The 26577-nt window shown below is 73.0% G+C and carries 25 protein-coding genes; 14 read left to right on the top strand and 11 right to left on the bottom strand.

What is annotated here, in order from left to right; translation table 11 throughout:
• Positions 1–39: 39 nt before the first annotated feature.
• Positions 40–1542: a SulP family inorganic anion transporter gene (locus AB0G32_RS11365; protein WP_361161486.1), complete on the bottom strand. Its 1503-nt coding sequence runs from the start codon at positions 1540–1542 to the stop codon at positions 40–42.
• 108 nt (positions 1543–1650) lie between these two features.
• Between AB0G32_RS11365 and AB0G32_RS11360 the strand changes: the two genes are divergently transcribed.
• The 3 genes from AB0G32_RS11360 to AB0G32_RS11350 all read left to right on the top strand — a co-directional run bounded on the left by AB0G32_RS11360 (position 1651) and on the right by AB0G32_RS11350 (position 3633).
• On the top strand, positions 1651–2100 hold the full coding sequence (locus AB0G32_RS11360) for a MerR family transcriptional regulator (protein ID WP_361161484.1): 450 nt from the start codon (positions 1651–1653) through the stop codon (positions 2098–2100).
• Between the two features lie 57 nt (positions 2101–2157).
• Positions 2158–2913 (top strand): DUF4142 domain-containing protein, encoded by a 756-nt coding sequence (locus tag AB0G32_RS11355; RefSeq protein WP_361161482.1) that lies wholly within the window; start codon positions 2158–2160, stop codon positions 2911–2913.
• Between the two features lie 177 nt (positions 2914–3090).
• Positions 3091–3633, top strand: coding sequence for a hypothetical protein (locus AB0G32_RS11350; protein ID WP_361161480.1), 543 nt, complete (start codon positions 3091–3093; stop codon positions 3631–3633).
• A gap of 26 nt (positions 3634–3659) precedes the next feature.
• On the opposite strand, the gene AB0G32_RS11345 is transcribed toward AB0G32_RS11350, so the two are convergent.
• Positions 3660–4766, bottom strand: coding sequence for a Ku protein (locus tag AB0G32_RS11345; protein ID WP_361161478.1), 1107 nt, complete (start codon positions 4764–4766; stop codon positions 3660–3662).
• A 55-nt stretch (positions 4767–4821) separates the two neighbouring features.
• On the opposite strand from AB0G32_RS11345, the gene ligD reads away from it, so the two are divergent.
• The gene (gene ligD, locus AB0G32_RS11340; RefSeq protein WP_361161476.1) at positions 4822–5703 is read left to right on the top strand and encodes a non-homologous end-joining DNA ligase; all 882 of its coding nucleotides are present in this window, start codon (positions 4822–4824) and stop codon (positions 5701–5703) included.
• A gap of 22 nt (positions 5704–5725) precedes the next feature.
• Here the strand turns inward: ligD and AB0G32_RS11335 are convergent, their stop codons facing one another.
• Positions 5726–6532: a nuclease-related domain-containing protein gene (locus AB0G32_RS11335; RefSeq protein ID WP_361161474.1), complete on the bottom strand. Its 807-nt coding sequence runs from the start codon at positions 6530–6532 to the stop codon at positions 5726–5728.
• A gap of 192 nt (positions 6533–6724) precedes the next feature.
• Between AB0G32_RS11335 and AB0G32_RS11330 the strand changes: the two genes are divergently transcribed.
• The 4 genes from AB0G32_RS11330 (at position 6725) to AB0G32_RS11315 (ending at position 10636) form a co-directional block, all read left to right on the top strand.
• Positions 6725–7156: a dual specificity protein phosphatase family protein gene (locus AB0G32_RS11330; RefSeq protein ID WP_361161602.1), complete on the top strand. Its 432-nt coding sequence runs from the start codon at positions 6725–6727 to the stop codon at positions 7154–7156.
• A 206-nt stretch (positions 7157–7362) separates the two neighbouring features.
• Positions 7363–7764 carry an SH3 domain-containing protein gene (locus tag AB0G32_RS11325; RefSeq protein ID WP_361161472.1) on the top strand — a complete coding sequence of 134 codons (402 nt, stop codon included), beginning with the start codon at positions 7363–7365 and terminating at the stop codon, positions 7762–7764.
• 47 nt (positions 7765–7811) lie between these two features.
• Positions 7812–9182: an FtsW/RodA/SpoVE family cell cycle protein gene (locus tag AB0G32_RS11320; RefSeq protein ID WP_361161470.1), complete on the top strand. Its 1371-nt coding sequence runs from the start codon at positions 7812–7814 to the stop codon at positions 9180–9182.
• Positions 9179–10636: a penicillin-binding transpeptidase domain-containing protein gene (locus tag AB0G32_RS11315; RefSeq protein WP_361161468.1), complete on the top strand. Its 1458-nt coding sequence runs from the start codon at positions 9179–9181 to the stop codon at positions 10634–10636. Before AB0G32_RS11320 ends, AB0G32_RS11315 begins: the two co-directional genes overlap by 4 nt.
• Before the next feature lie 12 nt (positions 10637–10648).
• Here AB0G32_RS11315 and AB0G32_RS11310 read toward each other — a convergent pair whose 3' ends face one another.
• On the bottom strand, positions 10649–11248 hold the full coding sequence (locus AB0G32_RS11310; RefSeq protein ID WP_361161466.1) for a Uma2 family endonuclease: 600 nt from the start codon (positions 11246–11248) through the stop codon (positions 10649–10651).
• Between the two features lie 229 nt (positions 11249–11477).
• Between AB0G32_RS11310 and AB0G32_RS11305 the strand changes: the two genes are divergently transcribed.
• The 4 genes from AB0G32_RS11305 to AB0G32_RS11290 all read left to right on the top strand — a co-directional run bounded on the left by AB0G32_RS11305 (position 11478) and on the right by AB0G32_RS11290 (position 14731).
• On the top strand, positions 11478–12416 hold the full coding sequence (locus AB0G32_RS11305) for a diiron oxygenase (protein WP_361161464.1): 939 nt from the start codon (positions 11478–11480) through the stop codon (positions 12414–12416).
• Between the two features lie 47 nt (positions 12417–12463).
• Positions 12464–13117, top strand: a complete 654-nt coding sequence (locus AB0G32_RS11300) for a helix-turn-helix domain-containing protein (protein WP_361161462.1) — start codon at positions 12464–12466, stop codon at positions 13115–13117.
• A 56-nt stretch (positions 13118–13173) separates the two neighbouring features.
• The gene (locus AB0G32_RS11295; protein ID WP_361161460.1) at positions 13174–13473 is read left to right on the top strand and encodes a hypothetical protein; all 300 of its coding nucleotides are present in this window, start codon (positions 13174–13176) and stop codon (positions 13471–13473) included.
• 103 nt (positions 13474–13576) lie between these two features.
• The gene (locus AB0G32_RS11290; RefSeq protein ID WP_361161458.1) at positions 13577–14731 is read left to right on the top strand and encodes a C40 family peptidase; all 1155 of its coding nucleotides are present in this window, start codon (positions 13577–13579) and stop codon (positions 14729–14731) included.
• Here the strand turns inward: AB0G32_RS11290 and AB0G32_RS11285 are convergent.
• From AB0G32_RS11285 to AB0G32_RS11265, 5 genes are read right to left on the bottom strand one after another with little or no spacing between them, the layout of a single operon-like run.
• Complete coding sequence (locus AB0G32_RS11285) at positions 14695–15957, bottom strand: styrene monooxygenase/indole monooxygenase family protein (protein ID WP_361161456.1); 1263 nt, start codon at positions 15955–15957, stop codon at positions 14695–14697. The two genes, AB0G32_RS11290 and AB0G32_RS11285, sit on opposite strands and share 37 nt — an antisense overlap.
• Positions 15958–15974: 17 nt before the next feature.
• Positions 15975–16613, bottom strand: a complete 639-nt coding sequence (locus AB0G32_RS11280; protein WP_361161454.1) for an ATP/GTP-binding protein — start codon at positions 16611–16613, stop codon at positions 15975–15977.
• Positions 16594–17088: a DUF742 domain-containing protein gene (locus AB0G32_RS11275; protein WP_361161452.1), complete on the bottom strand. Its 495-nt coding sequence runs from the start codon at positions 17086–17088 to the stop codon at positions 16594–16596. The genes AB0G32_RS11280 and AB0G32_RS11275 overlap by 20 nt, the downstream gene beginning before the upstream one ends.
• On the bottom strand, positions 17085–17588 hold the full coding sequence (locus AB0G32_RS11270; protein WP_361161450.1) for a roadblock/LC7 domain-containing protein: 504 nt from the start codon (positions 17586–17588) through the stop codon (positions 17085–17087). The genes AB0G32_RS11275 and AB0G32_RS11270 overlap by 4 nt, the downstream gene beginning before the upstream one ends.
• Positions 17585–20449: a nitrate- and nitrite sensing domain-containing protein gene (locus AB0G32_RS11265; protein WP_361161448.1), complete on the bottom strand. Its 2865-nt coding sequence runs from the start codon at positions 20447–20449 to the stop codon at positions 17585–17587. The genes AB0G32_RS11270 and AB0G32_RS11265 overlap by 4 nt, the downstream gene beginning before the upstream one ends.
• Before the next feature lie 468 nt (positions 20450–20917).
• Here AB0G32_RS11265 and AB0G32_RS11260 point away from each other — a divergent pair, with 468 nt between their 5' ends.
• Entirely contained in the window at positions 20918–21706 is a 789-nt protein-coding gene (locus tag AB0G32_RS11260) for a protein phosphatase 2C domain-containing protein (protein ID WP_361161446.1), read from the top strand.
• Positions 21707–22561: 855 nt separating this feature from the next.
• Here the strand turns inward: AB0G32_RS11260 and AB0G32_RS11255 are convergent.
• Positions 22562–23056 carry a MarR family transcriptional regulator gene (locus tag AB0G32_RS11255; protein WP_361161444.1) on the bottom strand — a complete coding sequence of 165 codons (495 nt, stop codon included), beginning with the start codon at positions 23054–23056 and terminating at the stop codon, positions 22562–22564.
• A gap of 208 nt (positions 23057–23264) precedes the next feature.
• Here AB0G32_RS11255 and AB0G32_RS11250 point away from each other — a divergent pair, with 208 nt between their 5' ends.
• Positions 23265–24083 (top strand): lysozyme, encoded by an 819-nt coding sequence (locus AB0G32_RS11250; protein ID WP_361161442.1) that lies wholly within the window; start codon positions 23265–23267, stop codon positions 24081–24083.
• Positions 24084–24133: 50 nt separating this feature from the next.
• Here AB0G32_RS11250 and lon read toward each other — a convergent pair whose 3' ends face one another.
• A complete protein-coding gene (gene lon, locus AB0G32_RS11245) occupies positions 24134–26545 on the bottom strand; it encodes an endopeptidase La (RefSeq protein WP_361161440.1) in 2412 nt (803 codons plus the stop codon).
• Between the last annotated feature and the right edge of the window lie 32 nt (positions 26546–26577).

Here is a 26577-nt window from a genome sequence, read left to right as displayed (position 1 = left end):
GGTCAAGGATCTGCCAACTCGGCTTTGGGGACTGCCTGTTCAGCCGGTGGGTGCGGGGCGGCCGGTCAGGCGGCGGTGCATCGCCTCGCTCGGTTCGTTGAGGCCGGTGATGGTGACCTTCTTGCCGCGTTCCGCGTATTTCTGCTCGATAGCGTCCAGGGCGGCCACCGAGGACGCGTCCCAGATGTGGGTGGCGGAGAGGTCGATGACTACGTCGGGCGGGTCGTTCCGGTAGTCGAACCGGGTGACCAGGTCGTTGGAGGAGGCGAAGAAGAGTTCGCCGGTGACCGAGTAGACGACCTGGTTGCCGTCGGGGTCGACGACGGCGGTGACCGAGGCCAGGTGGGCCACCCGGCGGGCGAAGATGATCATGGCGGTGATGCTGCCGACCACCACGCCGATGGCCAGGTTGTCGGTCGCCACCACGACGATGACCGTCAGGACCATCACCGTTGTTTCGCCCAAGGGCATGCGCCTCAGGGTGCGGGGGGTGATCGAGTGCCAGTCGAAGGTGCCCACCGAGACCATGACCATGACGGCGACCAGGGCGGCCATGGGGATGTCCGAGACGACTGGGCCGAACACGATGCAGAGGATCATGAGGAAGGTGCCGGCCAGGAAGGTGGACAGGCGGGTGCGGGCGCCCGAGACCTTTACGTTGATCATCGTCTGGCCGATCATCGCGCAGCCGCCCATGCCGCCGAAGAAGGCGGTGACGATGTTGGCGATGCCCTGTCCGATGGACTCCCGGGTCTTGTTCGAGCGGGTGTCGGTGATGTCGTCGACCAGCTGAGCCGTCATCAGGGATTCCATCAGGCCGACCAGGGCCATGGCGAGGGCGTAGGGGGCGATCGTCGTCAGGGTGGACGTGGTGAAGGGGATGTCCGGGAGGCCGGGGGTGGGGAGGGACGAGGGCAGGGTGCCCTTGTCGCCGACCGTCGGGACCGCGATGCCCGCGGCGACCGTGATCACGGTGAGGACGACGATGGAGACCAACGGGGCGGGGACCACTCGGGTCAGTTTCGGGGAGAGGACCAGCAGGGTCAGGCCCGCGAGGATCAGCGGGTAGACCGGCCAGGGCACGTCCCGCATGTTCGGGAGCTGGGCCATGAAGATCATGACGGCCAGGGCGTTGACGAAGCCCGTCATCACCGAGCGGGGGACGAAGCGCATCAGGCGGGCCACGCCCAGGGCGCCCAGGACGATCTGGATGACGCCGGCCAGGATGACCGTGGCGATCAGGTAGCCCAGGCCGTGTTCGCGGTTCATCGGGGCGATGACCAGGGCCACCGCGCCGGTTGCTGCCGAGATCATGGCCTTGCGGCCGCCGACCACCGAGATGACGACCGCCATCGTGAACGAGGCGAAGAGGCCGATGCTCGGGTCCACCCCCGCGATGATCGAGAAGGAGATGGCCTCCGGGATCAGGGCCAGAGCGACCACCAGGCCGGCCAGCACCTCCGTGCGCAGCACCTTGGGGGACGCGAGCCAGTCGGGCTTGGACAAGCGCGGCGGGCGGGCCGCGGACAGCGGTGAGGGCATGCGATCGTTTCTGTTGTCTGTTCTGGGTGGGGACGCGGCAACTCTACCCTTACGTTAGGGAAGAGTGTGGCGCCCGGGATCCGGTCGTCTGGAGGAGAAGGCGCGGCGATGAGTGCAGGGCACATGCGGATCGGCGAGGTGGCCGAGCGAACCGGGCTGTCGCTGCGCACCATGCGTCATTACGAGGAAGTCGGGCTGGTTATTCCCTCGGCGCGCAGCAAGGGCGGCTTCCGGCTGTACACCGAGGCGGATGTGGAGCGGCTCATGGTGATCCGGAGGATGAAGCCGCTGGACTTCTCGCTGGAGGAGATGCGGGATCTGTTGGAGATCACCGATCGGCTTCAGGACACCGACTCCGACGCCGACGCCGACGCCGACGGGGCGGAGCGTGAGCGGCTTCGGGAGCGGCTGGATTCCTACCGGGAGAAGGCCGACGCCCGGGTCGAGGCGTTGCGGGTGCGGCTGGGGATGGCGGAGGAGTTCGCCGGGACGCTGCGGGAGCGGTTGGGGGGAGCGCCGGCGGGGGCGGGGCGGCCGTCTCCGGGGCGCGTTGATTGATTCGGGGCTTCCGTCCGTACCTCCTGGCGTACCAGTCGTCGTCGTTGTGGAGGCGCCGTGCGCATGTCCCGCAGCAGGGTCGGGGTCGTCGTCCTGTTCGGTGTGCTGAGTCTGACCCTCACCGCGCTCGCCTTTCCCGGCATGGTCGGGCTGGAGGGGAAGGGCGGCGGCGGGCAGGACCGGCTCGTGGCCAGTACCAAGTACGGGCCGGTGACCGAGGCCGACCGGGACTTCGTGGTGAAGGTGCGGGCCGCCGGGTTGTGGGAGTACCCGCTGGGTGAGCTCGCCATGAGGCGCGGGACCACCAAGGCGATGAAGGAGGCCGGGGAGCATCTGGTCGTCGGGCATGCCGGGCTCGACGCCGAGTGCCGCAAGGTCGCCACCGAACTGGGGATCACGCTGCCCAACAAGGCGAGTCCGCAGCAGCAGGAGTTCGTGGCGACGGTGCGGGGGAAGGAGGGGAAGGACTTCGACGCGACCGCGGTCACCATCATGCGGGTCACGCACGGGCAGATCTTTCCCGTCATCGCCAATATCCGGGCGACCACCCGGAACACGCTGGTGCGTGAGCTGGCCGACCTCGCCAACGACACCGTGCTCGACCACATGACGGTGCTGGAGAAGACCGGGCTGGTCGGGTTCGGCGACGTCAGTTTCAAGCAGACCGCCCCGGCGAAGCTGCCCAAGGACCGGGTCACGCCGCCCCCGCCGCAGCCGGGCGAGCCGACGGCCGTCCTCACTCCGCGGCCGGATCTGAACGTACGGACCAGCGGGCCGACGGTGGCACCGGCGGCGACGCCGAGTGAGGGCTGAGCGGGGGCTGAGCAGCGGCTGAGTGGGGGCTGTACGGGCGGGGCTGGCCCTCGGGTTCGTCCGGCTCGGTTGCGTACTGCGGCGTACGGCCGCTCCCTCCTGATGTTCCCCGGTGTGGGCTGGCGTTTCGTTTTTGCACCGTGCGATGATCCAGGCCCGCGAGAGGAAGAGGCGATCGTGAGCGGTGCCGGGGCGGGCAGCGGCGGAACGCCGGACGAGGTCTGGCAGAAGTTCCTGACGGACAGCGAGGACGCCATACGGGCCTCCGCGCCCCGGGAACCCTCGGCGCGGGACCGGACACCGGGGTGGCGGCCACTGCCCGCGACCCCCGGACCGGCCGAGACCGTCGGAGAGCTGTGGCGGCCGGACGACACCGAACCGGAGCCGGCCTGGCGGGAGCTGGACGGGCGGGGGCGGTGCCGGCGGGTGGCCCGGGTGCTGGTCACGGCGGCGGCGGTGGTCGTCGCCCTGACGGTCTGGTCCCAGCTCACCAGTGAGTCGCAGGTGCCGTCCGGTGGCCCCGGCGACCGCTTGGTGGAGCGGCTGGAGGAGGCCCCGGCGACCCTGCCCACGGCGGCGCCCGCGCCGGCCGCGGTGCCGGAGTCCGTGACGGCCGCGGTGCCGGAGTCCGCGGCGGCCGGCTCCACGGCAACGGTCTCGGCGTCGGCCTCAACGTCGGCCTCAACGTCGGCCTCGGCCACGGCTTGGACGGTCGGCTGATGTTTCCGCGGGCGGGGATGTGTAGGTCAGGCGCTGCGGCGGCCTGACGCCGTCTTCTTGGCGGCGGGCTTCTTCGCGGGGGGCTTCTTCGCCGTCGACTTCTTCGCGGTCGCCTCCTTGGCCGTCGACTCCTTCGCGGTCGGCTTCCTCGCGGTCGACTTCTTGGCCGTGGTCTTCTTCGCCTTCGCCTTGCCGTCCGGCTCGGCCGTCGCCTTCTTGCTCTCCGTGGTCTTCGTGGTCTTCGTGGTCTTCGTGGGCCTGGAGGCGGGCTTCTTGGCGGTCGCGGCCGCCGACGACTTGCGGCGCGGCAGTTCCCGTACCTCCGCGTCCTGTGCCTGCTCCGCAGTCTCCCCCTCGCCCCGTGATTCGCGGGCCGCCCGCACGCTGTTCTCCAGGGCCGCCATCAGGTCCAGCACCTTGCCGGAGGCGGCCGGGCGCGGGGTCTCCGGCGGGGCCTCGCCGGCCGACTTGGCGGCGATGACCTCCTCCACCGCCTCCCGGTACTCGTCGTGCAGCTCCGTCAGGTCGATCTCGCCGAGGGTGTCCATCAGGGCGTCCGCGAGGTCCAGTTCCTGGTCGCGGACGGTGACGTCGGTGTCGGGGGCGACGCCCTCGGGGGCGCGTACCTCGTCCGGCCAGAGCAGGCCGTGCATGGCGATCGCGTCGTCGACCACCCGCAGCATGCCGAGCCGCTCACGACCGCGCAGCGCGTACTTGGCGATGGCCACCCGGTTGCTGCGCTTGAGCGCCTCGCGCAGCAGGGTGTACGGCTTGGCGGCCGGGGCGCCGCTCGCGGCGAGGTAGTACGCGGAACCCATCTGGAGCGGGTCGATGCGGTCCTCCGGTACGAAGGCCACGATCTCGATGGTCCGCGCGGTCGGGATGGGCAGGGCGGACAGGTCCTCGTCGGTGATCGGGACGATCGAGCCGTCCGCGTCCTCGTAGCCCTTGCCGATCTCCGCCTGGGAGACCTCGCGGTCCTCCAGTTCGCAGACCTTGCGGTAGCGGATGCGGCCGCCGTCCTCCGTATGGATCTGGCGGAAGGAGATCGAGTGGCTCTCGGTCGCGTTCACCAGCTTGATCGGGATGCTGACCAGGCCGAACGAGATGGCGCCGTTCCAGATGGATCTCACGTGCAGCACCTTTCCGATCGGGCGGTTTGTACCTTACGTGTGAGATTCTCATCGTATGGCGCCTATCACCGAGGTGGAGGGGCGGCGGGTGGCCCTCAGCAACCTGGACAAGGTGCTGTATCCCGCGACCGGCCTCACCAAGGCCGAGCTGCTGCACTACTACGCGACCGTGGCGGGCGTGCTGCTGCCGCATCTGCGGGACCGGCCGGTGTCGTTCCTGCGGTATCCGGACGGGCCGGACGGGCAGCTCTTCTTCACCAAGAACGTGCCGCCGGGTACGCCCGACTGGGTCACCACGGCGGAGGTGCCGAGGTCGGAGGGGCCGGCCCGGATGGTGCTGGTGCAGGATCTGGCGAGCCTGATGTGGGCGGCGAACCTGGTGACCGAGTTTCATACGCACCAGTGGGTCGCGGACGATCCGGGCGAGGCCGACCGGCTGGTGTTCGACCTGGACCCGGGGGCGCCCGCCACCGTCGTGCACTGCTGCGAGGTCGCCCGGTGGCTGCGTCGGCGGCTGGCGGCGGACGGGATCGCGGCGTACGCCAAGACCTCCGGGGCGAAGGGGCTGCATCTGCTGGCCGGGGTGCGCGGGGCGTCGTCGGAGCGGGTGTCGGAGTACGCGAAGGCGCTGGCGGTGGAGGCGGAGGCGGCCATGCCGGAACTGGTGGTGCACCGGATGACGCGCAGTCTGCGGCCGGGGAAGGTGTTCGTGGACTGGAGCCAGAACGCGGCGCGCAAGACGACGGCCGCGCCCTACACCGTGCGGGCCCGGGCGGCGCCGGGGGTGTCCGCGCCGGTGACGTGGGACGAGGTGGCGGGGTGCCGGGAGCCGCGGGAGATGGTCTTCCTGCCCGGTGACCTGTCGGCGCGGCTGGCGGCGCACGGTGATCTGCTGGCGCCGCTGTTCGACCGGCGGGCGGCGGGGACGCTGCCGTGACGGCGCCCCGTCCTCAAGGTTGTTACAGCTGGTCCCACGTGTTGCGGTCCCGGGCCATCGCGTGCAGGGCCGCCACGTCCGCCGGCTTGAGGACGCCGCCGGGGCGGGCGAGCTGGGGCAGGTCGGTGTCCGGCAGGACGCGGAGGTCGCGTGGTGGTGGGCCGGTGAGCGCGATGCCGGCCGGGGCGACCAGGGCGAGGACGGGGCGGACCTCGGCGGTCAGCGCATAGGAGGCGCGGTCGGCGTCGGCGCGGACCCGGCGCAGCAGCGGGCGCGGCTCGTGCCGGCCCAGCGTGACCAGGGGGTCGGCGACCCGCACCCGGGCCTTGCGGGCGTACAGGGTGTGGACGGCGAACAGGCCGCCGGGGCCGATCAGCAGGTGGTGGACGCGGTCGCCGCCGGGCAGCGGGATGGAGTGCAGGGTGTGCCAGCCCGCTCCGTCGAGCCGGTCGAGGGTCTCGCCCACCGTCTGTTCGGCGGTCAGGGCGCGGCGGCGCGGGTCGGGGCGCAGGCGGCGGGCCGGTCCGGGGTCGCGGTCGAGGGCGACGAGGAGGGCCTCGCCGGGGCGGTTGGGGGCCAGGTCGTCGTCGGGGTGCAGGGCGAGCCGGGCCAGTTCGGCGGGGGTGGGCACGGGCGGCGGGCCGACCGTCACCGGGCCGGTGAGGAAGGGGGCCAGGGCGGCCAGGACGTCGGCCTCGCGGTGGTCGCTCAGCAGGTTGACCCGGCCGGTCTCACGGTCGTACCAGGCGATGTCGCGGCCGTCCGGGAGACAGACGTAGAGCCGGTCCCGGCCGTGTCGCCGGGCCGGCCGGACGCGCAGTCGGTTCATCCGTCATCACCCCCGACCATGGGACCAGGCGGGGTGCTCCAGGGGCAAGAACCCGGTTACCTTTGAGGGGAGTTGCGCCCGCGGGGCAGGCCCGACGGACGTGAGGGCGGGGAGGCAGCGTTGCGCAGGGGGAGCCAGCCCGACGTACCGGTTCCGGACCGTCCGTGGAGCGAGATCGTGCCGGGCCTGTGGATGGGCGGGCACGAGTACCGGGCGGGGCCCGGACAGGTCGCGTTCGCCTCGGTGGAGGACGAGTTCGATCTCGTACAGACGCTGCTGCGGCTGCCCGGGCACGGGCCGGCGCCGGGGGTGGCGCACCAGGTGTGGCCGATCCCGGACGGCCCGCTCGACGGGACGCAGCTCGCCGGGGTGATGCGGCTGGCGCAGGCCGCGTGCGCGGCGCTGGAGGAGGGGCGGCGGGTCCTCGTCCGCTGCTACCACGGGTACAACCGCTCGGGCCTGGTCGTCGCCCACGCGCTGGTGCGGCGGGGGGCCGGCGCGGATGAGGCGATCCGGCTGATCCGTGCCCGGCGTTCGCCGTGGGCGCTGCACAACGAGCTGTTCGTGGAGTATCTGCGGGCCGGGCTGCCCACGGTGCGGCTGCTGGAGGAGTTGGCCGAGTAGGCGGCCGGGCGGCCCTCGCGAATGGCGCAGTGCGACGGGCGGGGCTCGATCGACGCTCTTAATGTGGCGATTGATCAGGTTTGACCGGCTTGGCCAATGCGGCTGGTCCGGCTGGTTCGGCCAGTGCAACTGGTTCCGCCGGTTCGGCCAGTGCAGCTGGTTCGGCCGGTTCGGCCGGTTTGGCTCTCATCTCTGGAGGTCGTCCCATGTCCCGCACCCCGCGTTCGCCCCTCGTCCGCCGTCTCGCCATAACGGCCGCGGCCGGCGCGCTCGTCACCGCCGCGGCCGTCGCGCCCGCCGTCGCCGGGGACGACGACTGGGGCGACGACCCCGGCCGGAGCAGCTACCACGGGGACGGCGGCGGCCACGAGCAGGGCCGGTACCGCGGTGTGGTCACCGCCGACCGGCTCGCGCTGCGCGGCGCGCCCAACCGCGGCTCCGAGATCATCCGCTACGCCCACCGGGGCGAGACCGTCCGCATCTACTGCAAGACCGGCGGCGAGTCCGTCCAGCGCAACCCCATCTGGTACCTGCTGACGGACGGCACCTGGGCGTGGGGCGCGGCCCGCTACATCGACAACGTCGGCCCCGCGCCGCGCTGGTGCTGATGCATGCCACGAGCCCCGCGAAGCCGACCATTGGGTAAGTTCCGGACATGATGAAGGCCGGAACCGGACCCGGGCCCGGGCTCACCGTGGCGGCGGCGGACGCGCCCGCTCCCGTCGCCCGCCTCCCCCGGCGCCGTGGCGTCGAACTCGCCCTGATCGTGCTGGCCGTCCTGCTGTCGGTGTGCGGCTACTGCGCCGTGGGCCTCGCCCAGCACGGCACCCTCCCGCCCGGCGCCGCCGGTTACGGCGCCGGGCTCGGCGTGCTGGCACTGCTGGCGCATCTGGCGGTGCGGCTGCGCGCGCCGTACGCCGATCCGCTGCCGCTGCCCATCGGGGTGCTGCTCAACGGCCTGGGCGCGGTGCTGATCTACCGCCTGGACCTGGAGACGCCGGGCGACCGGGCCGCCCCCACCCAGCTGGTGTGGTCGGCGCTCGGCATCGCCCTGTTCATCGTCATCGTGCTGATCCTGCGCGACCACCGCCTGCTCCAGCGCTACACCTACGTCTGCGTGGTCGCGGCGCTGGTCCTGCTGACGCTGCCGATCCTGTTCCCGGCGGTGAACGGGGCCCGGATCTGGATCCGGATCGCCGGGTTCTCCATCCAGCCGGGCGAGTTCGCGAAGGTGCTGCTCGCGGTGTTCTTCGCCGCGTACCTGGCGGCGAACCGCGGCGCGCTGGCGTACGCGGGCCGCCGCGTCTGGCGGCTGCAACTGCCCACCGGCCGGGTGCTCGGCCCGATCGTCGCGGTCTGGCTGGTCAGTGTGGGGGTCCTGGTCATGGAGCGGGACCTCGGTACCTCGCTGCTGTTCTTCGGCCTGTTCGTGGTCATGCTGTACGTCGCCACCGGCCGCACCGGCTGGATCGCGCTCGGCCTGCTGCTCGCCGCGGTCGGCGCGGTCGCCGTGGGCTGGCTGGAGCCGCATGTGCACAGCCGGGTGGCGGACTGGCTGCACCCGTTCGCGTCCATCGAGGCCGGGCAGGGCCCGGGCCAGCTCGCGCAGTCGCTGTTCGCGTTCGGCGCGGGCGGGCTGACCGGCAGCGGGCTCGGGCTCGGCCACTCGGTGCTGATCGGCTTCGCCGCCAAGTCGGACTTCATCCTGGCCACCGCCGGGGAGGAGCTGGGCTTCCTCGGGCTGTCCGCGATCTTCCTGCTGTACGGGCTGCTGGTGGAGCGCGGCTTCCGGGCCGGGCTGGCGCTGCGCGACCCGTTCGGGCGGCTGCTGGCGGTGGGGCTGGCCACGCTCGTGGCGCTCCAGGTGTTCGTGATCGCGGGCGGGGTGACCGGGCTGATCCCGCTGACCGGGATGGCGATGCCGTTCCTGGCCCAGGGCGGCTCCTCGGTGGTCACCAACTGGGCGATCGTGGCGCTGCTGATCCGGCTGAGCGACTCCGCCCGGCGACAGGTGGCGAACCGATGACCCGGCACATCCGGCACGCCGCCTTCTTCTGCCTCCTGCTGCTGGCCGCGCTGCTGGTGAACGCGGCCCGGGTGCAGGTGGTGCGAGCCCCGGAGTACGACGCGAACCCGGCCAACCGGCGGCCCGACATCGCCCGCTACCAGCAGCCGCGCGGCGACATCCTGGTCGGCGGCCGGCCGGTCACCGGGTCCCGGGACACCGGCCAGCACCTGCGCTTCGAGCGGACCTACGCCGACGGGCCGATGTGGGCGCCGGTCACCGGTTTCGCCTCGCAGGAGTACGGCACGACGCTGCTGGAGCACGCCGAGGACGGGCTGCTGTCCGGCGCCGACCCGATGCTCGCGCCGCTGCCGCTGTGGAACGACGTCACCGGCTTCCGCAACCCGGGCGGCGACGTGCTGACGACGCTGCACCCGGGGGCGCAGCAGGCGGCGTACCGGGGGCTGGGGCGGCGGACCGGGGCGGTGGCGGCGATCGAGCCGGCCACCGGGCGGATCCTGGCGCTGGTGTCCACGCCGTCCTACGACCCCGGGGAGCTGTCCGGGAACGGGACGGCCGCGCTGCGCGCCTGGCAGCGGCTGAACGACGACCCGCGGCGGCCGATGCTGAACCGGGCGGTGCGCCGGACCTACCCGCCGGGGTCGACGTTCAAGGTGGTCACCGCGGCGGCGGCGCTGGACGCGGGGGTGGTCACCGACCTGGACGCGGCCACCCGCTCGCCCGAGCCGTACACCCTGCCCGGCACCCGCACCCGGCTGACCAACGAGGCGTCGGGCTGTGCGGACGCCTCGCTGCGGGAGGCGTTCGAGCGGTCCTGCAACACGGTGTTCGCCAAGCTCGGGGTGGACGTGGGGGTGGACGCGCTGGCGGCGACGGCGGCGGGGTTCGGCTTCAACGACGACGGGCTGCGCGTCCCGTTCTCGGTGGCCCGCTCCACCTTCGACACCTCGGTGGACCGGGCGCAGCTCGCGCTGTCGGCGATCGGGCAGTACAACACGCGGGCCACGCCGCTCCAGATGGCTTCGGTGGCGGGGGCGGTGGCCAACGGCGGGCGGGCGCGGACGCCGTATCTGGTGGAGCGGACCACCCGGGCGGGCGGCGGGATCGTGTCGACGGCCGGGTCGCGGCCCGCGCGGCAGGTGATGCGGCCGTGGACGGCACTGCGGCTGAAGGAGCTGATGACCGGGGTGGTGGAGAGCGGCACGGGCGGCAACGCGGCGATCCGCGGGGCGATCGTGGGCGGCAAGACCGGTACCGCGCAGCACGGCGTCGGCAACTCCGGGACGCCGTACGCGTGGTTCGTCTCCTGGGCGCAGGGCGAGCGGGACCTGGAGCCGAAGGTGGCGGTCGCGGCGGTGGTGGAGGGCACGGCGGCGGACCACGGGGCGGTCAGCGGGGGCGGTCTCGCGGCGCCGGTGGCGCGGGCGGTGATGGCGGCGGTGCTCGCGGGGTGAGCGGTCCGGGGCTCAGCGCCGGCGGTCGATCGCGGTGAGGTCGATGTCGACGGGGAAGGGGACGGTGAGCTTGAGGCGGTTGTGGAAGATGCCGGTGGGCACGTAGGAACGGGTGGCGGGGTCGAGTTCGTAGACGTAGACGACCGGGAGTCCCTCGTTGTTCTCGACCCGCCAGTGGTGCGGGATGTTCGCCTGCGCGTACTTGCGGGGCTTGACTTCGCGGTCCCGGTCCTCCGAGTCGTCGGAGCCGACCTCGATCGCGATCAGGACGTCCTGCGGCCGGAACCACGTCTGCCGGTGTCCCGTGTCGGCGTCGGCCCGATTGACCAGGACGTCAGGCTCCGGCCTGTTCCGCTCGTCGAGTCTGACGGTCATCTCACGGTTGACTTCCCACTCATCCGGCGCCTGTGCGAGCAGAGCGTGCTCGAACAGGTACATGGCGCGTGAGTGGAAACGGGTCTGTGGACTCACGAAGACGAGGCTCCCGTCGATCAGCTCCGTGTGCGGAGGCAGGTTGGGAAGCTCGTCGAGGTCGTCCGCCGTCCAGCCGCCTTCCGGCGGACGGGGCCACTGGTAGTCGTCGCCCAGCCCGTAGTCGCGTGCGGCGCTCATGATCGCTCCCATGTGCCGGAGTCTGGCGGACGCGGCCAGGGTACCGAGGGCGAACGCCGCTCCGGCGCTCCGCCGAGTGAAGTCACCCCGCCGCATTGACACCTGCCACCTTTACTCGCGGTCAACAAGTTCCGTCCAAGGGATTGACGCGCTTGCTGACGAGCAGTCTCATAAGGGAGGAGTAACCACGGGTAACCCGAACGCCGAGGGACAACGAGGTGGAACAGCCATGACGACCCTGACGGAAGCCGACGCGCTCGACGGTCTGCGCGACGCGCTCGGCCTGCTGAAGGACCGGGAGCAGGTGGCCGAACGGCTGCTCGACTCTTCCGCCAAGCACTCGTTCGACCCGGACAAGGAGCTGGACTGGGACGCGCCCTTCGAGGAGGGCAAGTGGTACTGGCCGCCGGAGCTGGTGTCGCTGTACGGCACCCCGCTGTGGAAGCGGATGAGCGAGGAGCAGCGGATCCTGCTCTCCCAGCACGAGGCGGCCGCCCTGGCCTCGCTCGGCATCTGGTTCGAGCTGATCCTGATGCAACTGCTGGTCCGGCACATCTACGACAAGTCCGCGACCAGCGCGCACGTGCGCTACGCGCTGACCGAGATCGAGGACGAGTGCCGGCACTCCAAGATGTTCGCCCGGCTGATATCGCGCGGCGGGACGCCGTACTACCCGGTCAGTCCGGTCCACCAGCACCTCGGCCGCCTCTTCAAGACCATCTCCACCACCCCCGGCTCCTTCACCGCCACGCTGCTCGGCGAGGAGGTGCTGGACTGGATGCAGCGGCTGACCTTCCCCGACGAGCGCGTGCAGCCGCTGATCCGGGGCGTCACGCGGATCCACGTGGTGGAGGAGGCCCGGCACGTCCGGTACGCCCGTGAGGAGCTGCGCCGCCAGATGGTGACCGCGCCGAAGTGGTCGCAGGAGTTCACCCGGATCACCTCCGGGGAGTTCGCCCGGGTCTTCTCGATCGCCTTCATCAACCCCGAGGTCTACTCGAACGTGGGACTGGACAAGCGCGAGGCGCTCGCCCAGGTGAAGGCCAGCGGCCACCGCAAGGAGATCATGCAGACCGGCGCGAAGCGCCTGACCGACTTCCTGGACGACATCGGCGTGCTGCGCGGCGCCGGGCGGCGGCTGTGGAAGTCGTCCGGGCTGCTGGCGTAACGGAAACGGGCGGGGACGGGTGGTCCGTACCGGTTAGTCTGCGGGACATGACCCCGCAGGCTCCCACCCCCGCCTACCGCCGGCTCAGTGTCGAGGAGCGGCGCGTGCAACTGCTCGACGCCGCGCTCACCCTCTTCGCGCACCGGCCACCGGAGGAGGTGTCGCTCGACGACGTGGCGGAGCAGGCCGGGGTCTCCCGCCCGCTGGTGTACCGGTACTTCCCCGGCGGCAAGCAGCAGCTCTACGAGGCCGCCCTGCGCTCGGCCGCCGACGAGCTGCGGCTCTGCTTCGACGAACCCCGCGAGGGCCCGCTGCTCGCCCGGCTCACCCGCGCCCTGGACCGCTACCTCGCCTTCGTCGACGGGCACGACACCGGCTTCAGCGCGCTGCTGCGCGGCGGCAGCGTCGTGGAGACGTCCCGGACCACGGCCATAGTGGACGGCGTACGCCGGGCCGCCGCCGAGCACATCCTGAGCCACCTGCGGGTGGACGGGCCCGGGCCCCGGCTGCGGATGACGGTCCGGATGTGGATCACCGCGGTGGAGGCCGCCTCGCTGATCTGGCTGGACGAGGAGAAGCAGCCGCCCCTGGAGGAACTGCGCGACTGGCTGGTGGAGCAGTTCGTGGCGGTCCTGTCGGTCACCGGCAGGCGCGACGCGCAGACCGCCGCGCTGGTCGAGGCGCTCGCGGAAGACGTCTGACCCGCCGCCCGGCGGCACTCGGTGATCGCCACCGCCGCGCGGCGCACACTGGTGGGGTGAAGAGCGAAGACACCCCCTTCGAGGGCGGCCCGATGGACGGCCGGGTGCTGCCCGTGCTGGTGGGGATGACCGGGCATCCGCCGAAGACGTACCGCATCCCGGTGCCCGGCACCGACGGCCGGCCGCCGACCGTACTGGTGTACCGGCGGGCCCCCCGGGCGGACGGCCCGCGGCTCGGCTTCGCCCGCTGGAAGTACGTCCACGCGCCCCAGGGCGCGCCCCGCCCCCGTCCCCGCTGGCCCTGGTCGCGGCCCGGCGCCGCGCCGGGCGGCAAGCCGGACGACGCCGACGGGTGACGCCGTTGCGCCGGGCGGCGCACACTCCGCGCGCGAAGCCGCGGCCCGCGCCGGATGCTCGCCGTGCGGAGCGGACGGGCCGCCCCGCAGCGGAGGTGATGACATGTCAGGAAGCCTGCTGCGTCTGGTGTGTACGGCGGCGGTGGCGGCCGGGATCGTCCTCGCGCCCCGGCCCGCCGCGGCGGAACCGGAGAGCGGCGAGCGTTCCGTCGCCGAGCTGCTGACGGACCTTCAGCGGCGGTACCGGGAGGCCGAGCAGGCCACCGAGACCTACAACGGCACCGCGGCGAAGCTGACCCGGCAGCGCGCCGCGGTCCGCCGGCTGGACGCCGAGCTGGCCCGGACCCGGGCCACCCTGCGCGACAGCCGGGGCGCGGCGGCCCGGCTGGCCCGGCAGCAGTACCAGAACAGCGGCACCGGCCTCTCCCCCTACCTGCGGCTGCTGCTGGCCCGCGATCCGCAGCGCGCCCTCGACCAGGGCCATGTGATCGGCCGGCTGGCCCGGGACCGGGCCGCGACGGTCGGCCGGCTCACCGGCAGCGAGCGCAGGGCCGGCGAGCTGGCCCGCCGGGCCCGCGCCGCGCTCGACGCCCAACTCGCCCTCGCGGCACGGCAGCGGGCGGATCGGGACGTGGTACGCGACCGGCTGCGGGACGTGGAGGAGATGATCGCCTCGCTGGACGCCGAGCAGCTCACCGCGCTGTCCGCCGCCGAGGAGCGGGGGACCGCGAAGGCGCAGCGGCGGCTCGTGGCGTCCGGCGCGCTCGGGGACGGCGACGGCAAGCCGTCCGCCGGGGGCGACCGGGCGCTGCGCTTCGCCGTCGAGCAGCTCGGCAAGCCGTACGAGTGGGGTGCGCAGGGGCCCGGGTCCTTCGACTGCTCGGGGCTGACCTCGGTGGCCTGGCAGCGGGCCGGGACACCGATCCCGCGCACCAGCCAGGAGCAGTGGGCCCGGCTGAAGCGGGTGCCGCTGGACGAACTGCGCCCCGGCGACCTGGTCGTCTACTTCCCCGAGGCCACCCATGTGGCGATGTACCTGGGCGATGGAAAGGTGGTCCAGGCCCCGCGGCCGGGCGCCGCGGTGAAGGTCTCCCCCATCACCGCCAACCCGGTGCTGGGCGCCGTACGGCCCGATCCCGGCACGCGGCCGGTGGCGCACTACGCGCCGCCGAGGCTGCCGGCGGGGGCGGCGGACGGGTCGGACGCGGGGTACGGGGCGGCTTACGCGCCGGCCGCGCCCGAGACCTCCGTCAGGTAGTCCTCGGACTTCTTCGGGTCGTAGAAGAAGTTCTCGAAGTCGGCGGGGTGGTCGAAGCCGTTGGCGATGCGGTCGGCGGCGGGCTGGATCTCGCCGGCCGCGCCGATCAGGCCGAGGACGTGCTCCGGGGGCGGGGCCAGCATGGCGTTGGTCCACTTGGTGACGTGCCGCGCGGTCTCCCAGTAGCGGTCGAAGGTGGCCCGCATCCACGCCTCGTCGAACTCCCGCTCGCCGTGCTCCAGGATCGAGGCGAGGTAGGCGGCGGCGCACTTGGCCGCCGAGTTGGCGCCCTGGCCGGTGATCGGGTCGTTGGCGACGACCACGTCGGCGACACCCAGCACCAGGCCGCCGCCGGGGAGCCGGCCGACCGGGTCGCGGACGGTGGGGGTGTAGCGGCCGGCCAGGGTGCCGCCGGCGTCGGTCAGTTCGACCCGGGTGGCCCGCGCGTACTCCCAGGGGACGAACCGCTCCATGAGTGCCAGGGTCCGGGAGAGGTGTTCCGCCGGGTCGCGGACGTCCTTGAAGACGTCCAGCGGGCCGCCGGGTATGCCCTCCAGGAAGAGGATGTCGGCGCGCCCCGAGGTGGTGAACGTCGGCATGACGAACAGTTCGCCGACGCCGGGGACCAGGTTGCAGCGGACCGCGTCGACCTCGGGGTGCTCCGGGCGCGGGGCCAGGCCGTGCACGTAGGCGACGGCGAGGGCGCGCTGCGGCTCGGCGTACGGGGAGCGCTCCGGGTCGCGGGCGAACATCTGGACCAGCTCGCCCTTGCCCGCCGACACCAGGACCAGGTCGTAGGCGCGGGAGAAGTAGTCGAGGTCGCCGACGGCGGCGCCGTGGACGACCAGTTGGCCGCCGCGCTGGGCGAAGGTCTCCATCCAGCCGGCCATCTTCACCCGCTGGTCCACCGACTGGGCGTAGCCGTCCAGCCTGCCCAGCCAGTCGATGGCGCGCCGGGCGGGGCCCGGGTCGTGCGAGCCGGGGGCCGCGACCGAGACGCCGAGCCCCTCGGTCCTCGGGGCCTGGGACTCCCAGAAGTTCAGCGACAGGTCCCGCTCGTGCTGGAGCGCGGTGTGGAACATGACCTGCGTCGACATGACCCGCCCGCTGCGGATCTCGTCGGCGGTCCGGTTGGACATGAGGGTGACCTCGTAGCCGTGCGACTGGAGGCCGAGGGCGAGCTGGAGACCGGACTGACCGGCTCCGACGACGAGTATCTTCCGCATGCGGGGGGTCGCGCCTCCTATTCGGGGGTTTCTTCCAGCGCGTGGCCGACCAGGGTCAGGAGGGTCTCGATCACGGAGATGCGGCGGCGCGCGTCCATGATCATGACAGGTATGTGACGCGGGACCGTCAGCGCCTCCCGTACGTCCTCCTCGTCGAACCGCTCACTGCCCTCGAAGTGGTTCACCGCCACGACGTACGGCAGTCCGCAGCTCTCGAAGTAGTCCAGCGCGGGCCAGCTGTCCTTCAGCCGGCGGGTGTCGGCCAGCACGACGGCGCCGATCGCGCCGCGCACCAGGTCGTCCCACATGAACCAGAACCGCTGCTGGCCCGGGGTGCCGAACAGGTAGAGCACCAGGTCGTCGTCGAGGGTGAGGCGGCCGTAGTCCATGGCCACGGTGGTGGTGTGCTTGTCGGGGGTGGCGGAGAGGTCGTCGACGTCCTCGCTGGCCCGGGTCATCAGCGCCTCGGTCAGCAGCGGCGGGATCTCCGAGACGGCGCCGACCAGCGTGGTCTTGCCGACCCCGAAGCCGCCCGCGATCACGACCTTCGTCGCGACGGGGGCGCGGTCGGTGTTGGTCTCCCAGGGCCGCAGCGGCTCGTCGTCACCCGCGGTGACGGGAGCGGCGACGGCGGTATCAGAGACGGCGGAGTCCACTCAGCACCCTTTCAAGCAGCGCGCGGTCCGGGCGGCCCGTGCCATGGCCGGTTCCGGTGCCGTACACACGGATCTTTCCCTGGTCCGCGAGGTCGCTGAGGAGCACCCGGACCACGCCGAGCGGCATCCTCAGCAGCGCGGCGATCTCGGCCACCGTGCGCATCCGGCGGCACAGTTCGACGATGGCCCGCGTCTCCGGCATCACCCGGGCCGGCGGCGCTCCCCCGCCGCCCAAGGCGTGGGCGGTGTCCCCGGTCGCTTCCCCGCGGTCGTCGGCGGCCGCCGGCGCGGCCGGGCCGGTGGTGGCGCCGACGAAGGTCTCCACCAGCAGGACGTGGCCGAAGCGGGTCCGGCCGCCGGTGAGCGAGTACGGGCGGACCCGGGCGGGCGGGCGGGTCCCCCCGCGCGGGCGCAGCCGGGCATGGGGGAGGTCACGGCCGCGCACGGGCAGTTTGTCCGTGGGGCCTCGGCTCATCGCCCGCTCCCGGCCGCCGCCGACTCCACCGATTGCCGCAGCTCGTTCCTGAGCTCCGGGGTCAGCACATGGCCGGCCCGGCCCACGAACAGCGCCATGTGGTACGCCACCACGCTCATGTCGCAGTCGGCGGCGCCGTGCACGCCGAGCAGCGAGCCGTCGCTGATCGACATCACGAACAGGCTGCCCTCGTCCATCGCGACCATCGTGTGCTTGACGGCGCCGAAGTCCATCAGCTTCGCGGTGCCCACGGTCAGGCTGCCGATGCCGGAGACGACGGTGGCGAGGTCGGCGGCGGAGCCGCGCGGGCCGGTGGTGGACCGGCCCGCGCCCCGGCGGGCCGCCTCGTTGCTCTCCTGGTCGGAGGAGAGCAGCAGCAGGCCGTCGGAGGAGACCACCGCGACGGAGCGGATGCCGGGCACCTCCTCGACGAGATTGGTGAGCAGCCAGTGCAGGTTGCGGGCTTCACTGCTCAGGCCGAAGGTACTGGGCGCGGTCAACTGCTTGCCTCCTCGACAGTGCCCCCCGTGGATTCTTCGGTGCGGTCCGGTGTGGCGTCCGGCGCGTCGTGCCGGGTGCTGGTCTGTTCGGCTTCGGCGATCTCGGCCGCCGCCTCGCGCCGTCCGGCCTCCGCGCCCTTGCGGAAGCCGCCCAGACGGCGGCGGAGCGCGTCGGCGTCCACCGCGCCGGTGCGCGGGCGGGGCGTCGACGCGGCGGTGCTGATCCTCGGGGTCCGCTTGGGCAGGCCCTTGTCGGTGACCGGGTCGGGGTCCTGGTCGGTGTCCGGGTCTGAGTTCGGGCCACCGTCCAGGGCGGTGTCCGGGGCGCCGTCCGGGTCTGTGTCCGGGGCTGTGCCCTCCTCGGGGGTCCGGTCGTGGGTCGGTTCGGCTTCCGAGGCGGGGGCGGGAGCGGGGAGCAGTAGTTCCATGGTGACCTCGGAGGTGGTCTCCGGGGCCTCCGGCTCGTCCTTGGCCTCCGGCCCGTCCTCCGGTACGTCCTTGGCCTCCGGCCCGTCCTCCGGTACGTCCTCGCTCTCCTCGGCGCGGCGTACCGCCTCCTGGGCCAGGGACACCAGCGGGTCGGCGTCCCCGTCGGCCTGGGCGCGGCCCTTGAGCACATTGGAGTTGGCCTCGGCGTCGGCGCCCGGCAGCGAGACGGTCTCCGTGCCGTCGGCGGCGGGCACCGCCGGGGGCGCGGCGGCCGACGGGCCCTGGGCGAGCAGCGGCAGCGGCACGACCACGACGGCCGCCATGCCGCCCTGCTGCTGCTCGCGCAGCCGCACCCGGGCGCCGTGCCGGTGGGCGAGGCGGGCCACGACGTACAGGCCGAGCCCGAGGCCGCTCCCGCCCTCCTCGTCCTGAGGCTGCTCGTAGGGGGCCTCGGGGTCGAAGTCGGTGAGCCGGGCGTTGAGCCGCTCCAGCCGGTCCTGCTCCATGCCGATGCCCTCGTCCTGGACGGAGAGCATCACCTCGCCGTTCTCCAGCAGCCAGCCGGAGACCTCGACGGGCAGGTCCGGCGGTGAGAAGGAGGTGGCGTTCTCCAGGAGTTCGGCGAGCAGGTGGGACAGGTCGTCGGCGGCGAACCCGGCCACGTGCGCGTGCGGCGGCAGCGCGGCGATGCGGACCCGCTCGTAGCGCTCGATCTCGCTGACCGCGGCGCGCACCACGTCGACCAGCGGCACCGGTCCGGCGGTGTGCCGGCCGTGTTCGGCGCCGGCCAGCACGAGGAGGTTCTCACTGTGCCGGCGCATCACGGTGGCGAAGTGGTCGAGCCGGAACAGGGTGGCCAGGCGGTCCGGGTCCTGCTCCCGCTCCTCCATCGACTCGATGACACCGAGCTGGCGCTCGACCAGGCCGAGGGTGCGCAGCGCCAGGTTGACGTAGGTGGAGCCGACGCTCTGGCGGACCTGCTCCAGCCGGGCGGCGGACTCGGCGAGTTCGGCGCGCAGTTCCTCGCGGGCGTCGGCCATCTTCTGCCGCTGGCCGACCAGGTGCTTGCGGTCGGACTCCAGGGTGGTGACCCGCTCGGCGAGGGCGACGGCGTGCGCGTGCAGGGCGTTGACCGAGCGGACCGCCTTGGCGAACTCGTCGTTGCGGCCGGTGAAGGTGAGCGGTTCCTCGGCGGCCGGATTCTCGGCCTCGGCGAGCCGGGCGGTGCCCCGGCGCAGTACCGACAGCGGGCGGGTGAGGCTGCGGGCCAGCGCGGTGGCGACGCCCACGGCGATCAGGATCAGCGCGCCGAGCACGGCGATCCGGATCTCCAGCGCGGTGACGTCGTCGTCGCGCAGCTGGGCCAGGTCGGTGCTGCGCCGCTCGTAGAGGGCGGACTCGGCGCCGCGCATGGCGTCGACCCGGGCGGAGAGCGCGGCGGAGAGTTTGGCGACGCTGGTGGCGAGGTCTTCGTCGGAGAGCGTCGGCTGGTCGGTCAGGGCGGCCAGGTACTTCTCGGCGCTGTCCGCCTCGGGGCCGGTGACCGTGGCGTCGTAGCGCTCCTTGGCCGTCTCCGGGGCGCCCTCGCGGAAGTCGGCCAGGGCGGCGTCGGAGCGGACCCGGGCCTCCTGGGCGGCGGCGGCCAGTGCGTCGCGGGTCTTGGCGTCGGCGTCCGAGGTGGTGCTGGTCTCGGTGGGCAGGCCGGTGATCGGGTCGTACGAGGTCCGGGTGGTGCTCGGCACGCTGAGGGCGGCCAGCAGCAGACCGCGGGTGGCGGCGGCCTGCTGGACGGCGGAGTCCAGCTCGGCCAGCGCGTACGCCCCGGCGCCCGCGCGGGGCGGCATCTGCTCGGCCAGTTGTTCGGCGAGGCCGTGCAGTTCGGTGATGGCGGCGGAGTACGCCTCGTGCGCCGCCAGGGCGCTGGACTTGCCGGTGAGCGCGGCCCGGCGCAGCGTGGCGACGGTGTCCAGGTCGGCGCGCAGGGCGGCGGGCAGGTCGGGGTCGGCGCGCAGTTCCTCGACCTGGCGGTCGACGCGCTTGCCGCGCTGCGCCGAGGGCGCCTTGGACTCGGGGCGGCCGGCGGCGATGTAGGGGGTGACCTCGTCGCGTTCGTCGGCCAGCGAGTGGGCCAGGGTGAGCGCGTCCTGGGTCTGCTCGGCGAGGGTCACCAGGTCCTGGGCGTCGCTGAGCTGCTCCGAGGCGGTGATGACCGAGGGCGCGCCGGCGCCGGCGATCGCGGCGGCCACCACCAGGACGGCGACGATCAGCCGGTTGCGTACGTGGGTGGGCCGGCCCCGGCCCACGGTGGGGGCCGCGACGGCCGGGGCGGGGGTCGCCGCGGGGTCCGGGGCGGGGGTGACGGGGGAGGTTCGCTCCGTACCCCCGGCGGGGGCCGTCTGCTTGCCTGTGCGACGAGGCCGCGTCTTCTGCACCGGTGCTCGCATTCCTGACTCGTGTACCCGTGGGGCCGGGTGGCGCTCCGTCAACCGGCCGGCCGGCCCGTACGTCCGTCTTCACGTCCGTGTTCGATCCGTACGGCCGTCTTCATCCGTCGACCATGCCGGGCGGGCCGTCGGTCGGGTACGGACGGGGCGGGACCCCCACCGGCTCCCGACCCTCCCAGTGCCCATGGGCACCGGGTGTGCAACACCTGGCCCGCCACCCGAAGGAGTGAACCCCGGAGGCGAGTTGGGGAGCAAGTTCCCGTGGCACGTTCGACGGGCCCGCCCCGGGGGCCGGTTGGACGTTCTCGGCGGGGCGGTGGCAGGATGTGCCGCCACGTGCCGCCGGAGTGCGGAATTCCGCCCCAAATCAGGCGCCTGACCTGCACGGCGGTGCCGAAATCGGGTCGTCGGCCGACACCTTGCGCAGGTCGTGAAGGACTCGTGCAGACTGATCGGATGCGTACGGATCTGGTCTCCGAACCCAGCACGTCCCGGCTGCCCAACGAGGACTTCGCGAGCGTCGCCCTCCCGGCCTCCGGACGGGGCGGCGCGGTGGTACTGCTGGACGGGGTGACACCGCCGAAGGACGCGACGGGGTGCGTGCACTCGGTGCCGTGGTTCACCGCGCGCCTCGGCGGGGCGCTGACCGAACTGACCGTTTCACTCCCGGATGTTCCTCTCGCCGACGCGCTGTCCCGCGCCATCGCGGCTACCGCCGAGGCGCACGCCGAAACCTGTGACCTTTCTCACCCGCGAACGCCGCAGGCGACGGTGGTGCTGGCCCGTTGGTCGCCGGAGCGGGTCGAGTACCTGCTGCTGTGCGACTCCGCGCTGCTGGTCGAGTCGCCCGACGGCACGGTCACGGCCCACCTGGACGACCGGCTGGCCCGGCTGCCGCGCGCGGCCCGCGCCACGGACGCGCTGGTGGACGCCAACCTGCGGAACAAGGAGGGCGGGTTCTTCACGGCGGCGGCCGACCCGGCGGTGGCGGCGCGCGCGGTGACGGGGGAACTGCCGCGCGGCGAGGTGCGGGCGCTGGCGGCGCTGAGTGACGGGGCGACCCGGTGGGTGGACAAGTTCGGCGCGGGCGACTGGCCGGACCTGCTGCGGATCGTCCGCAAGGAGGGCGCCCAGAGCCTGGTGGACCGGGTCCGCGAACTGGAACGGGCCGACGGCACGGAACGGGTCTTCCTGGGCCGCAGCAAGACGCATGACGACGCGACGGTGGTTTACGTGGAGTTGTGAATCCGGATGGGGGGCGCGTGGGACGCCGGGGCGGGGCGTGAGGGTCGCCGGGGGGGCGTAAGGGATGCCGGGGACGCACGGGATGCCGGGGGGCGGACGGGTGCCGAGGGGCACGCGGGACGAGGGCGCACTGGGTCCGAGGGGCGACGAAGACGTCCGGGGGTGCAGGAGACGCACCGGTCACGGGATACGCAAGGGTCTCGGAGGGGGCAAGGGGCACAGCGGACGCCCGGATCGCTGGGGACGCACCGGCCATGAGGGACGCAAGGGGCCTCCGGGGGCCCAGGAGACCCGCCGGTCACGGGAGACGCAGGGGTCCCGGAAGACGCAAAAGGCACAGCGAACGCCCGGACCGCTGGGAACGCATCGGCCCTGAGGGACCCAAGATGCCTCCGGTGACGCAGGAAACCCACCAGTCACGGCAGACCCAAGGGTCCCGGAGGACGCAAGGGTCCCGGAGGACGCAAAGGACACAGCGAATGCCCGGATCACTGGGGCACGGAAGACGCACGGGTCGCGGAGACACACGGGACGCAGAAGACGCTAGGGCACGGAAGACGCACGGGTCGCGGAGGGCGTAAGGGCCCCGGAGACACACGGGACGCAGAAGACGCTAGGGCGCGGAGGACGTCCGGGGCGCGAAGAACGCAAGGGACCCGTGCGACGCAGAAGACGCTGGAGCACGGAGGACGCCCGGGTTCCGAAGGACGCAAGGTTCCCGGAGGACACGGGTCCCGGAGGACACAAGCCCCGGAGGACACAGGACGACGCAAAAGGCGCCCGGGGCGTGGGGCCCACTGGGCCTCGGGGCTCAGGGGGCACGGAAGGCACCGGCGTCGCAGGCGTCGCGGTGGTTTACTTCGCCATCCCCCGGTTCAGTTCGTGCAGCAGCCGGGCCAGTTCGGACACCTCCCGGGGGTCCCAGTCGGCGAGGCGGCCGGCGTAGCGGGCCCGGCGGGCCTCGCGGACCCGGCGGACCCGGTCGCGGCCCTCCGGGGTGAGGTCGACCAGCCAGGCGCGGCCGTCGGCCGGGTCCGGCTCCCGGGCGATCAGCCCGAGCTCCTCCAGGGCGCGCAGTTGCCGGGACATGGTCGCCTTGCCGACGCCGATGTAGGCGGCCAGCTCGGTGGCCCGCTGCCCGCCGCACTCCCCCAGCCGCACCAGCAGCCCGTACGCGGAGGACTCCAGGTCGGGATGGACCTCGCGGGCCATCTCGGCCTGGTTGCCCCGGGCCCGGCGCAGCAGCACCGTCAGCTCGCGCTCCAGGGCGAGGAAGCCGGGCTGGTCCACGTCCTTGCCGGCCGCCTCGGATTCAGCCTGCCGTCCGCCGCCGTTCCCGTTCTCGTGCACGTCAGTCCCTGCCTCGGTTTTCCCGGTCCTGAAAGTTTCCGCCGTGCGCCGCCATCGCCGCAGTTCGGCAAGTATTTCGCAGGCTTAGACCAACGGCGGCTGCCGGACCCTCTTCCGGCGGCGGGTCTACGTGCGTAGCGTCTGCCTCGCGCATCCGCAGTGGCATGTCCACACCACTCCCGAGCACCACGAGCCTCGGAGGCCCGTCATGCCCGTGCACAGACCAGGTCCGGCCCGCGGCCGGCGCCGCGCCGCCGTCGGCGCCCTGCTCGCCGCCTTCTCACTGCTTCTCACCCTCCCCTCGGCCGCCGCCGACACCCCCGTCCGCGGCTCCGCGTACCTGGGCATGGGGGTCCCGGCCCACGACGGGGAGCACGGCACGCCCGTCCCCGGTGACGCCACCCAGACCGAGGGCGTCGACGTCTCCAGCCACCAGGGGAACGTCGCCTGGTCGACGCTGTGGAGCAGCGGCGTCAAGTGGGCCTACGCCAAGGCCACCGAGGGGACGTACTACACCAACCCGTACTTCGCCCAGCAGTACAACGGCTCCTACAACGTGGGCATGATCCGCGGCGCGTACCACTTCGCCACCCCGGACACCACCAGCGGCGCCACCCAGGCCAACTACTTCGTCGACCACGGCGGCGGCTGGTCCGGGGACGGCCGGACGCTGCCCGGCGCGCTGGACATCGAGTGGAATCCGTACGGGGCGTCCTGCTACGGCAAGACGCAGAGCCAGATGGTCACCTGGATCAGCGACTTCCTGACCACCTACAAGGCGCGCACCGGCCGGGACGCCGTCATCTACACGGCGACCAGCTGGTGGACCGAGTGCACCGGCGGCTACAGCGGCTTCGCCGCCGCCAGTCCGCTGTGGGTGGCCCGGTACGCCTCGGCGGTGGGGACGCTGCCGGCCGGCTGGTCGTACTACACGATGTGGCAGTACACCTCGTCCGGACCGACGGTCGGGGACCACAACAAGTTCAACGGCGCGCTGGACCGCGTGGTCGCGCTCGCCAACGGCTGACGCGCGCGGGGCCCCCGGTGAGTGCTCACCGGGGGCCCCGGGCCGCCGCGTCACGCCGCGACCGGCACCTCGCTGGTGGCCGGCGCCAGCGCCAGTTCCAGCACCTGGCGGACGTCCGTGACGGCGTGCACGTCCAGCTTGTCCAGGATCTCGGCCGGGACGTCGTCCAGGTCGGGCTCGTTGCGCTTGGGGATGATCACCGTGCTGACCCCGGCGCGGTGCGCGGCCAGCAGCTTCTGCTTGACGCCGCCGATCGGCAGGACGCGGCCGGTCAGCGAGACCTCGCCGGTCATCGCCACGTCGGTGCGGACCAGCCGGCCGGACAGGAGGGAGGCGAGGGCGGTGGTCATGGTGACGCCCGCGCTCGGGCCGTCCTTGGGGACCGCGCCCGCCGGGAAGTGGATGTGCACGCCCCGGTCCTTCAGGTCGGCCACCGGCAGTTCCAGTTCGGCGCCGTGCGAGCGCAGGAAGCTCAGGGCGATCTGCGCGGACTCCTTCATCACGTCGCCGAGCTGCCCGGTCAGGGTCAGCCCCGCCGCGCCGGTCTCCGGGTCGGCCAGCGACGCCTCCACGTAGAGGACGTCACCGCCCGCTCCGGTGACCGCGAGGCCGGTGGCCACGCCCGGCACCGAGGTGCGGCGCTCGGCCGGGTCCTGGGCGGACTCGGGCACGTGGTGCGGCCGTCCGATCAGGTCCCGCAGGTCGTCCGCGCCGACCGTGACCGGCAGCTTCCGGGTGCCCAGTTCGTGCTGGGCCGCCACCTTGCGCAGCAGCCGGGCGACGGACCGCTCCAGGGTGCGCACGCCCGCCTCCCGGGTGTACTCCCCGGCCAGCCTGCGCAGCGCGCCCTCGTCGATCGTGACCTCCCGCTGGTCCAGGCCGGCCCGCTCCAGCTGGCGCGGGAGCAGGTGGTCGCGGGCGATGACGACCTTCTCGTCCTCGGTGTAGCCGTCCAGGCGGACCAGCTCCATGCGGTCGAGCAGGGCCTCCGGGATGGCTTCCAGGACGTTGGCGGTGGCCAGGAACACCACGTCGGAGAGGTCGAGTTCGACCTCCAGGTAGTGGTCGCGGAAGGTGTGGTTCTGGGCCGGGTCGAGGACTTCGAGGAGGGCGGCGGCCGGGTCGCCCCGGAAGTCCGAGCCCACCTTGTCGATCTCGTCCAGGAGCACCACCGGGTTCATCGACCCGGCCTCCTTGATGGCCCGCACGATCCGGCCGGGCAGCGCGCCGACGTAGGTACGGCGGTGGCCGCGGATCTCGGCCTCGTCGCGGACGCCGCCGAGGGCGACCCGGACGAACGAGCGGCCCATGGCGTGGGCGACGGACTCGCCGAGCGAGGTCTTGCCGACGCCGGGCGGGCCGACCAGGGCGAGCACCGCGCCGCCGCGCCGGCCGCCGACGACGCCGAGGCCCCGGTCGGCGCGGCGCTTGCGGACCGCCAGGTACTCGGTGATCCGCTCCTTCACGTCCTGGAGGCCCGCGTGCTCGGCGTCCAGGACCCGCTGGGCGCCCTGGATGTCGTAGGCGTCCTCGGTGCGCTCGTTCCACGGCAGTTCCAGGACCGTGTCGAGCCAGGTGCGGATCCAGGAGCCCTCGGGCGACTGGTCGCTGGCGCGCTCCAGCTTGTCGACCTCCTTGAGGGCGGCCTCGCGGACCTTCTCGGGCAGGTCGGCGGCCTCGACCCGGGCGCGGTAGTCGTCGGACTCCTCGCCCTCCTGGTCGCCATTGAGGTCGCGCAGTTCCTTGCGGACGGCTTCGAGCTGGCGGCGCAGCAGGAATTCGCGCTGCTGCTTGTCGACGCCCTCCTGGACGTCCTTGGCGATGGTCTCGGCGACGTCCTGCTCGGCGAGGTGCTCGCGCAGCTGGGCGGTGGCCAGCTTGAGGCGGGCGACCGGGTCGGCGGTCTCCAGGAGCTCGGTCTTCTGGGCGGTGGTCAGGAACGGCGAGTAGCCGGAGTTGTCGGCCAGCGCCGAGACGTCCTCGATGGCCTGGACCCGGTCCACCACCTGCCAGGCGCCGCGCTTGCGCAGCCAGGCGGTGGCCAGCGCCTTGTACTCCTTGACCAGTTCGGTCACCTGGCCCGGCAGCGGCTCCGGCACGGTCTCGTCGATCCTGGTCCCCTCGACCCACAGCGCGGCGCCGGGGCCGGTGGTCCCGGCGCCGATCCGCACCCGGCGCCGGCCGCGGATCAGCGCGCCGGGGTCGCCGTCGGCCAGCCGGCCGACCTGCTCCACGGTGCCGAGCACGCCGGTGCTCGCGTAGGTGCCGTCGACGCGGGGCACCAGCAGGACCTTCGGCTTGCCGGGCTCGTCGCGGGCGGCGGCCTGGGCGGCCTCCACCGCGGCGCGGACCTCGGCGTCGTTCAGGTCGAGCGGGACCACCATCCCGGGCAGCACGACCTCGTCGTCGAGCGGCAGCACAGGCAGGGCGAGCGGTGTGAACGGCGTGGACTCAGCAGCCATGATCTCCCCTTCGGCAGTCAAGTTGAGTTGCT

The organism is Streptomyces sp. NPDC023723, from assembly GCF_040639815.1.
In the GTDB taxonomy this organism is placed as follows: Bacteria; Actinomycetota; Actinomycetes; order Streptomycetales; family Streptomycetaceae; genus Streptomyces.
The sequence above is the reverse complement of the archived record's forward strand: the minus strand, read 5'-3'. Positions and strand labels throughout refer to the sequence as shown.

Coding starts and splice junctions, on each gene's coding strand:
- AB0G32_RS11305 (WP_361161464.1), top strand. CDS start 11,478: ATGACGACCCTGACGGAAGCCGACGCGCTCGACGGTCTGCGCGACGCG.
- AB0G32_RS11335 (WP_361161474.1), bottom strand. CDS start 6,532: ATGAACCGACTGCGCGTCCGGCCGGCCCGGCGACACGGCCGGGACCGG.
- AB0G32_RS11330 (WP_361161602.1), top strand. CDS start 6,725: ATGGGCGGGCACGAGTACCGGGCGGGGCCCGGACAGGTCGCGTTCGCC.
- AB0G32_RS11250 (WP_361161442.1), top strand. CDS start 23,265: ATGCCCGTGCACAGACCAGGTCCGGCCCGCGGCCGGCGCCGCGCCGCC.
- AB0G32_RS11320 (WP_361161470.1), top strand. CDS start 7,812: ATGATGAAGGCCGGAACCGGACCCGGGCCCGGGCTCACCGTGGCGGCG.
- AB0G32_RS11260 (WP_361161446.1), top strand. CDS start 20,918: ATGCGTACGGATCTGGTCTCCGAACCCAGCACGTCCCGGCTGCCCAAC.
- AB0G32_RS11275 (WP_361161452.1), bottom strand. CDS start 17,088: ATGAGCCGAGGCCCCACGGACAAACTGCCCGTGCGCGGCCGTGACCTC.
- AB0G32_RS11290 (WP_361161458.1), top strand. CDS start 13,577: ATGTCAGGAAGCCTGCTGCGTCTGGTGTGTACGGCGGCGGTGGCGGCC.
- AB0G32_RS11285 (WP_361161456.1), bottom strand. CDS start 15,957: ATGCGGAAGATACTCGTCGTCGGAGCCGGTCAGTCCGGTCTCCAGCTC.
- lon (WP_361161440.1), bottom strand. CDS start 26,545: ATGGCTGCTGAGTCCACGCCGTTCACACCGCTCGCCCTGCCTGTGCTG.
- AB0G32_RS11300 (WP_361161462.1), top strand. CDS start 12,464: ATGACCCCGCAGGCTCCCACCCCCGCCTACCGCCGGCTCAGTGTCGAG.
- AB0G32_RS11365 (WP_361161486.1), bottom strand. CDS start 1,542: ATGCCCTCACCGCTGTCCGCGGCCCGCCCGCCGCGCTTGTCCAAGCCC.
- ligD (WP_361161476.1), top strand. CDS start 4,822: ATGGCGCCTATCACCGAGGTGGAGGGGCGGCGGGTGGCCCTCAGCAAC.
- AB0G32_RS11360 (WP_361161484.1), top strand. CDS start 1,651: ATGAGTGCAGGGCACATGCGGATCGGCGAGGTGGCCGAGCGAACCGGG.
- AB0G32_RS11325 (WP_361161472.1), top strand. CDS start 7,363: ATGTCCCGCACCCCGCGTTCGCCCCTCGTCCGCCGTCTCGCCATAACG.
- AB0G32_RS11315 (WP_361161468.1), top strand. CDS start 9,179: ATGACCCGGCACATCCGGCACGCCGCCTTCTTCTGCCTCCTGCTGCTG.
- AB0G32_RS11310 (WP_361161466.1), bottom strand. CDS start 11,248: ATGAGCGCCGCACGCGACTACGGGCTGGGCGACGACTACCAGTGGCCC.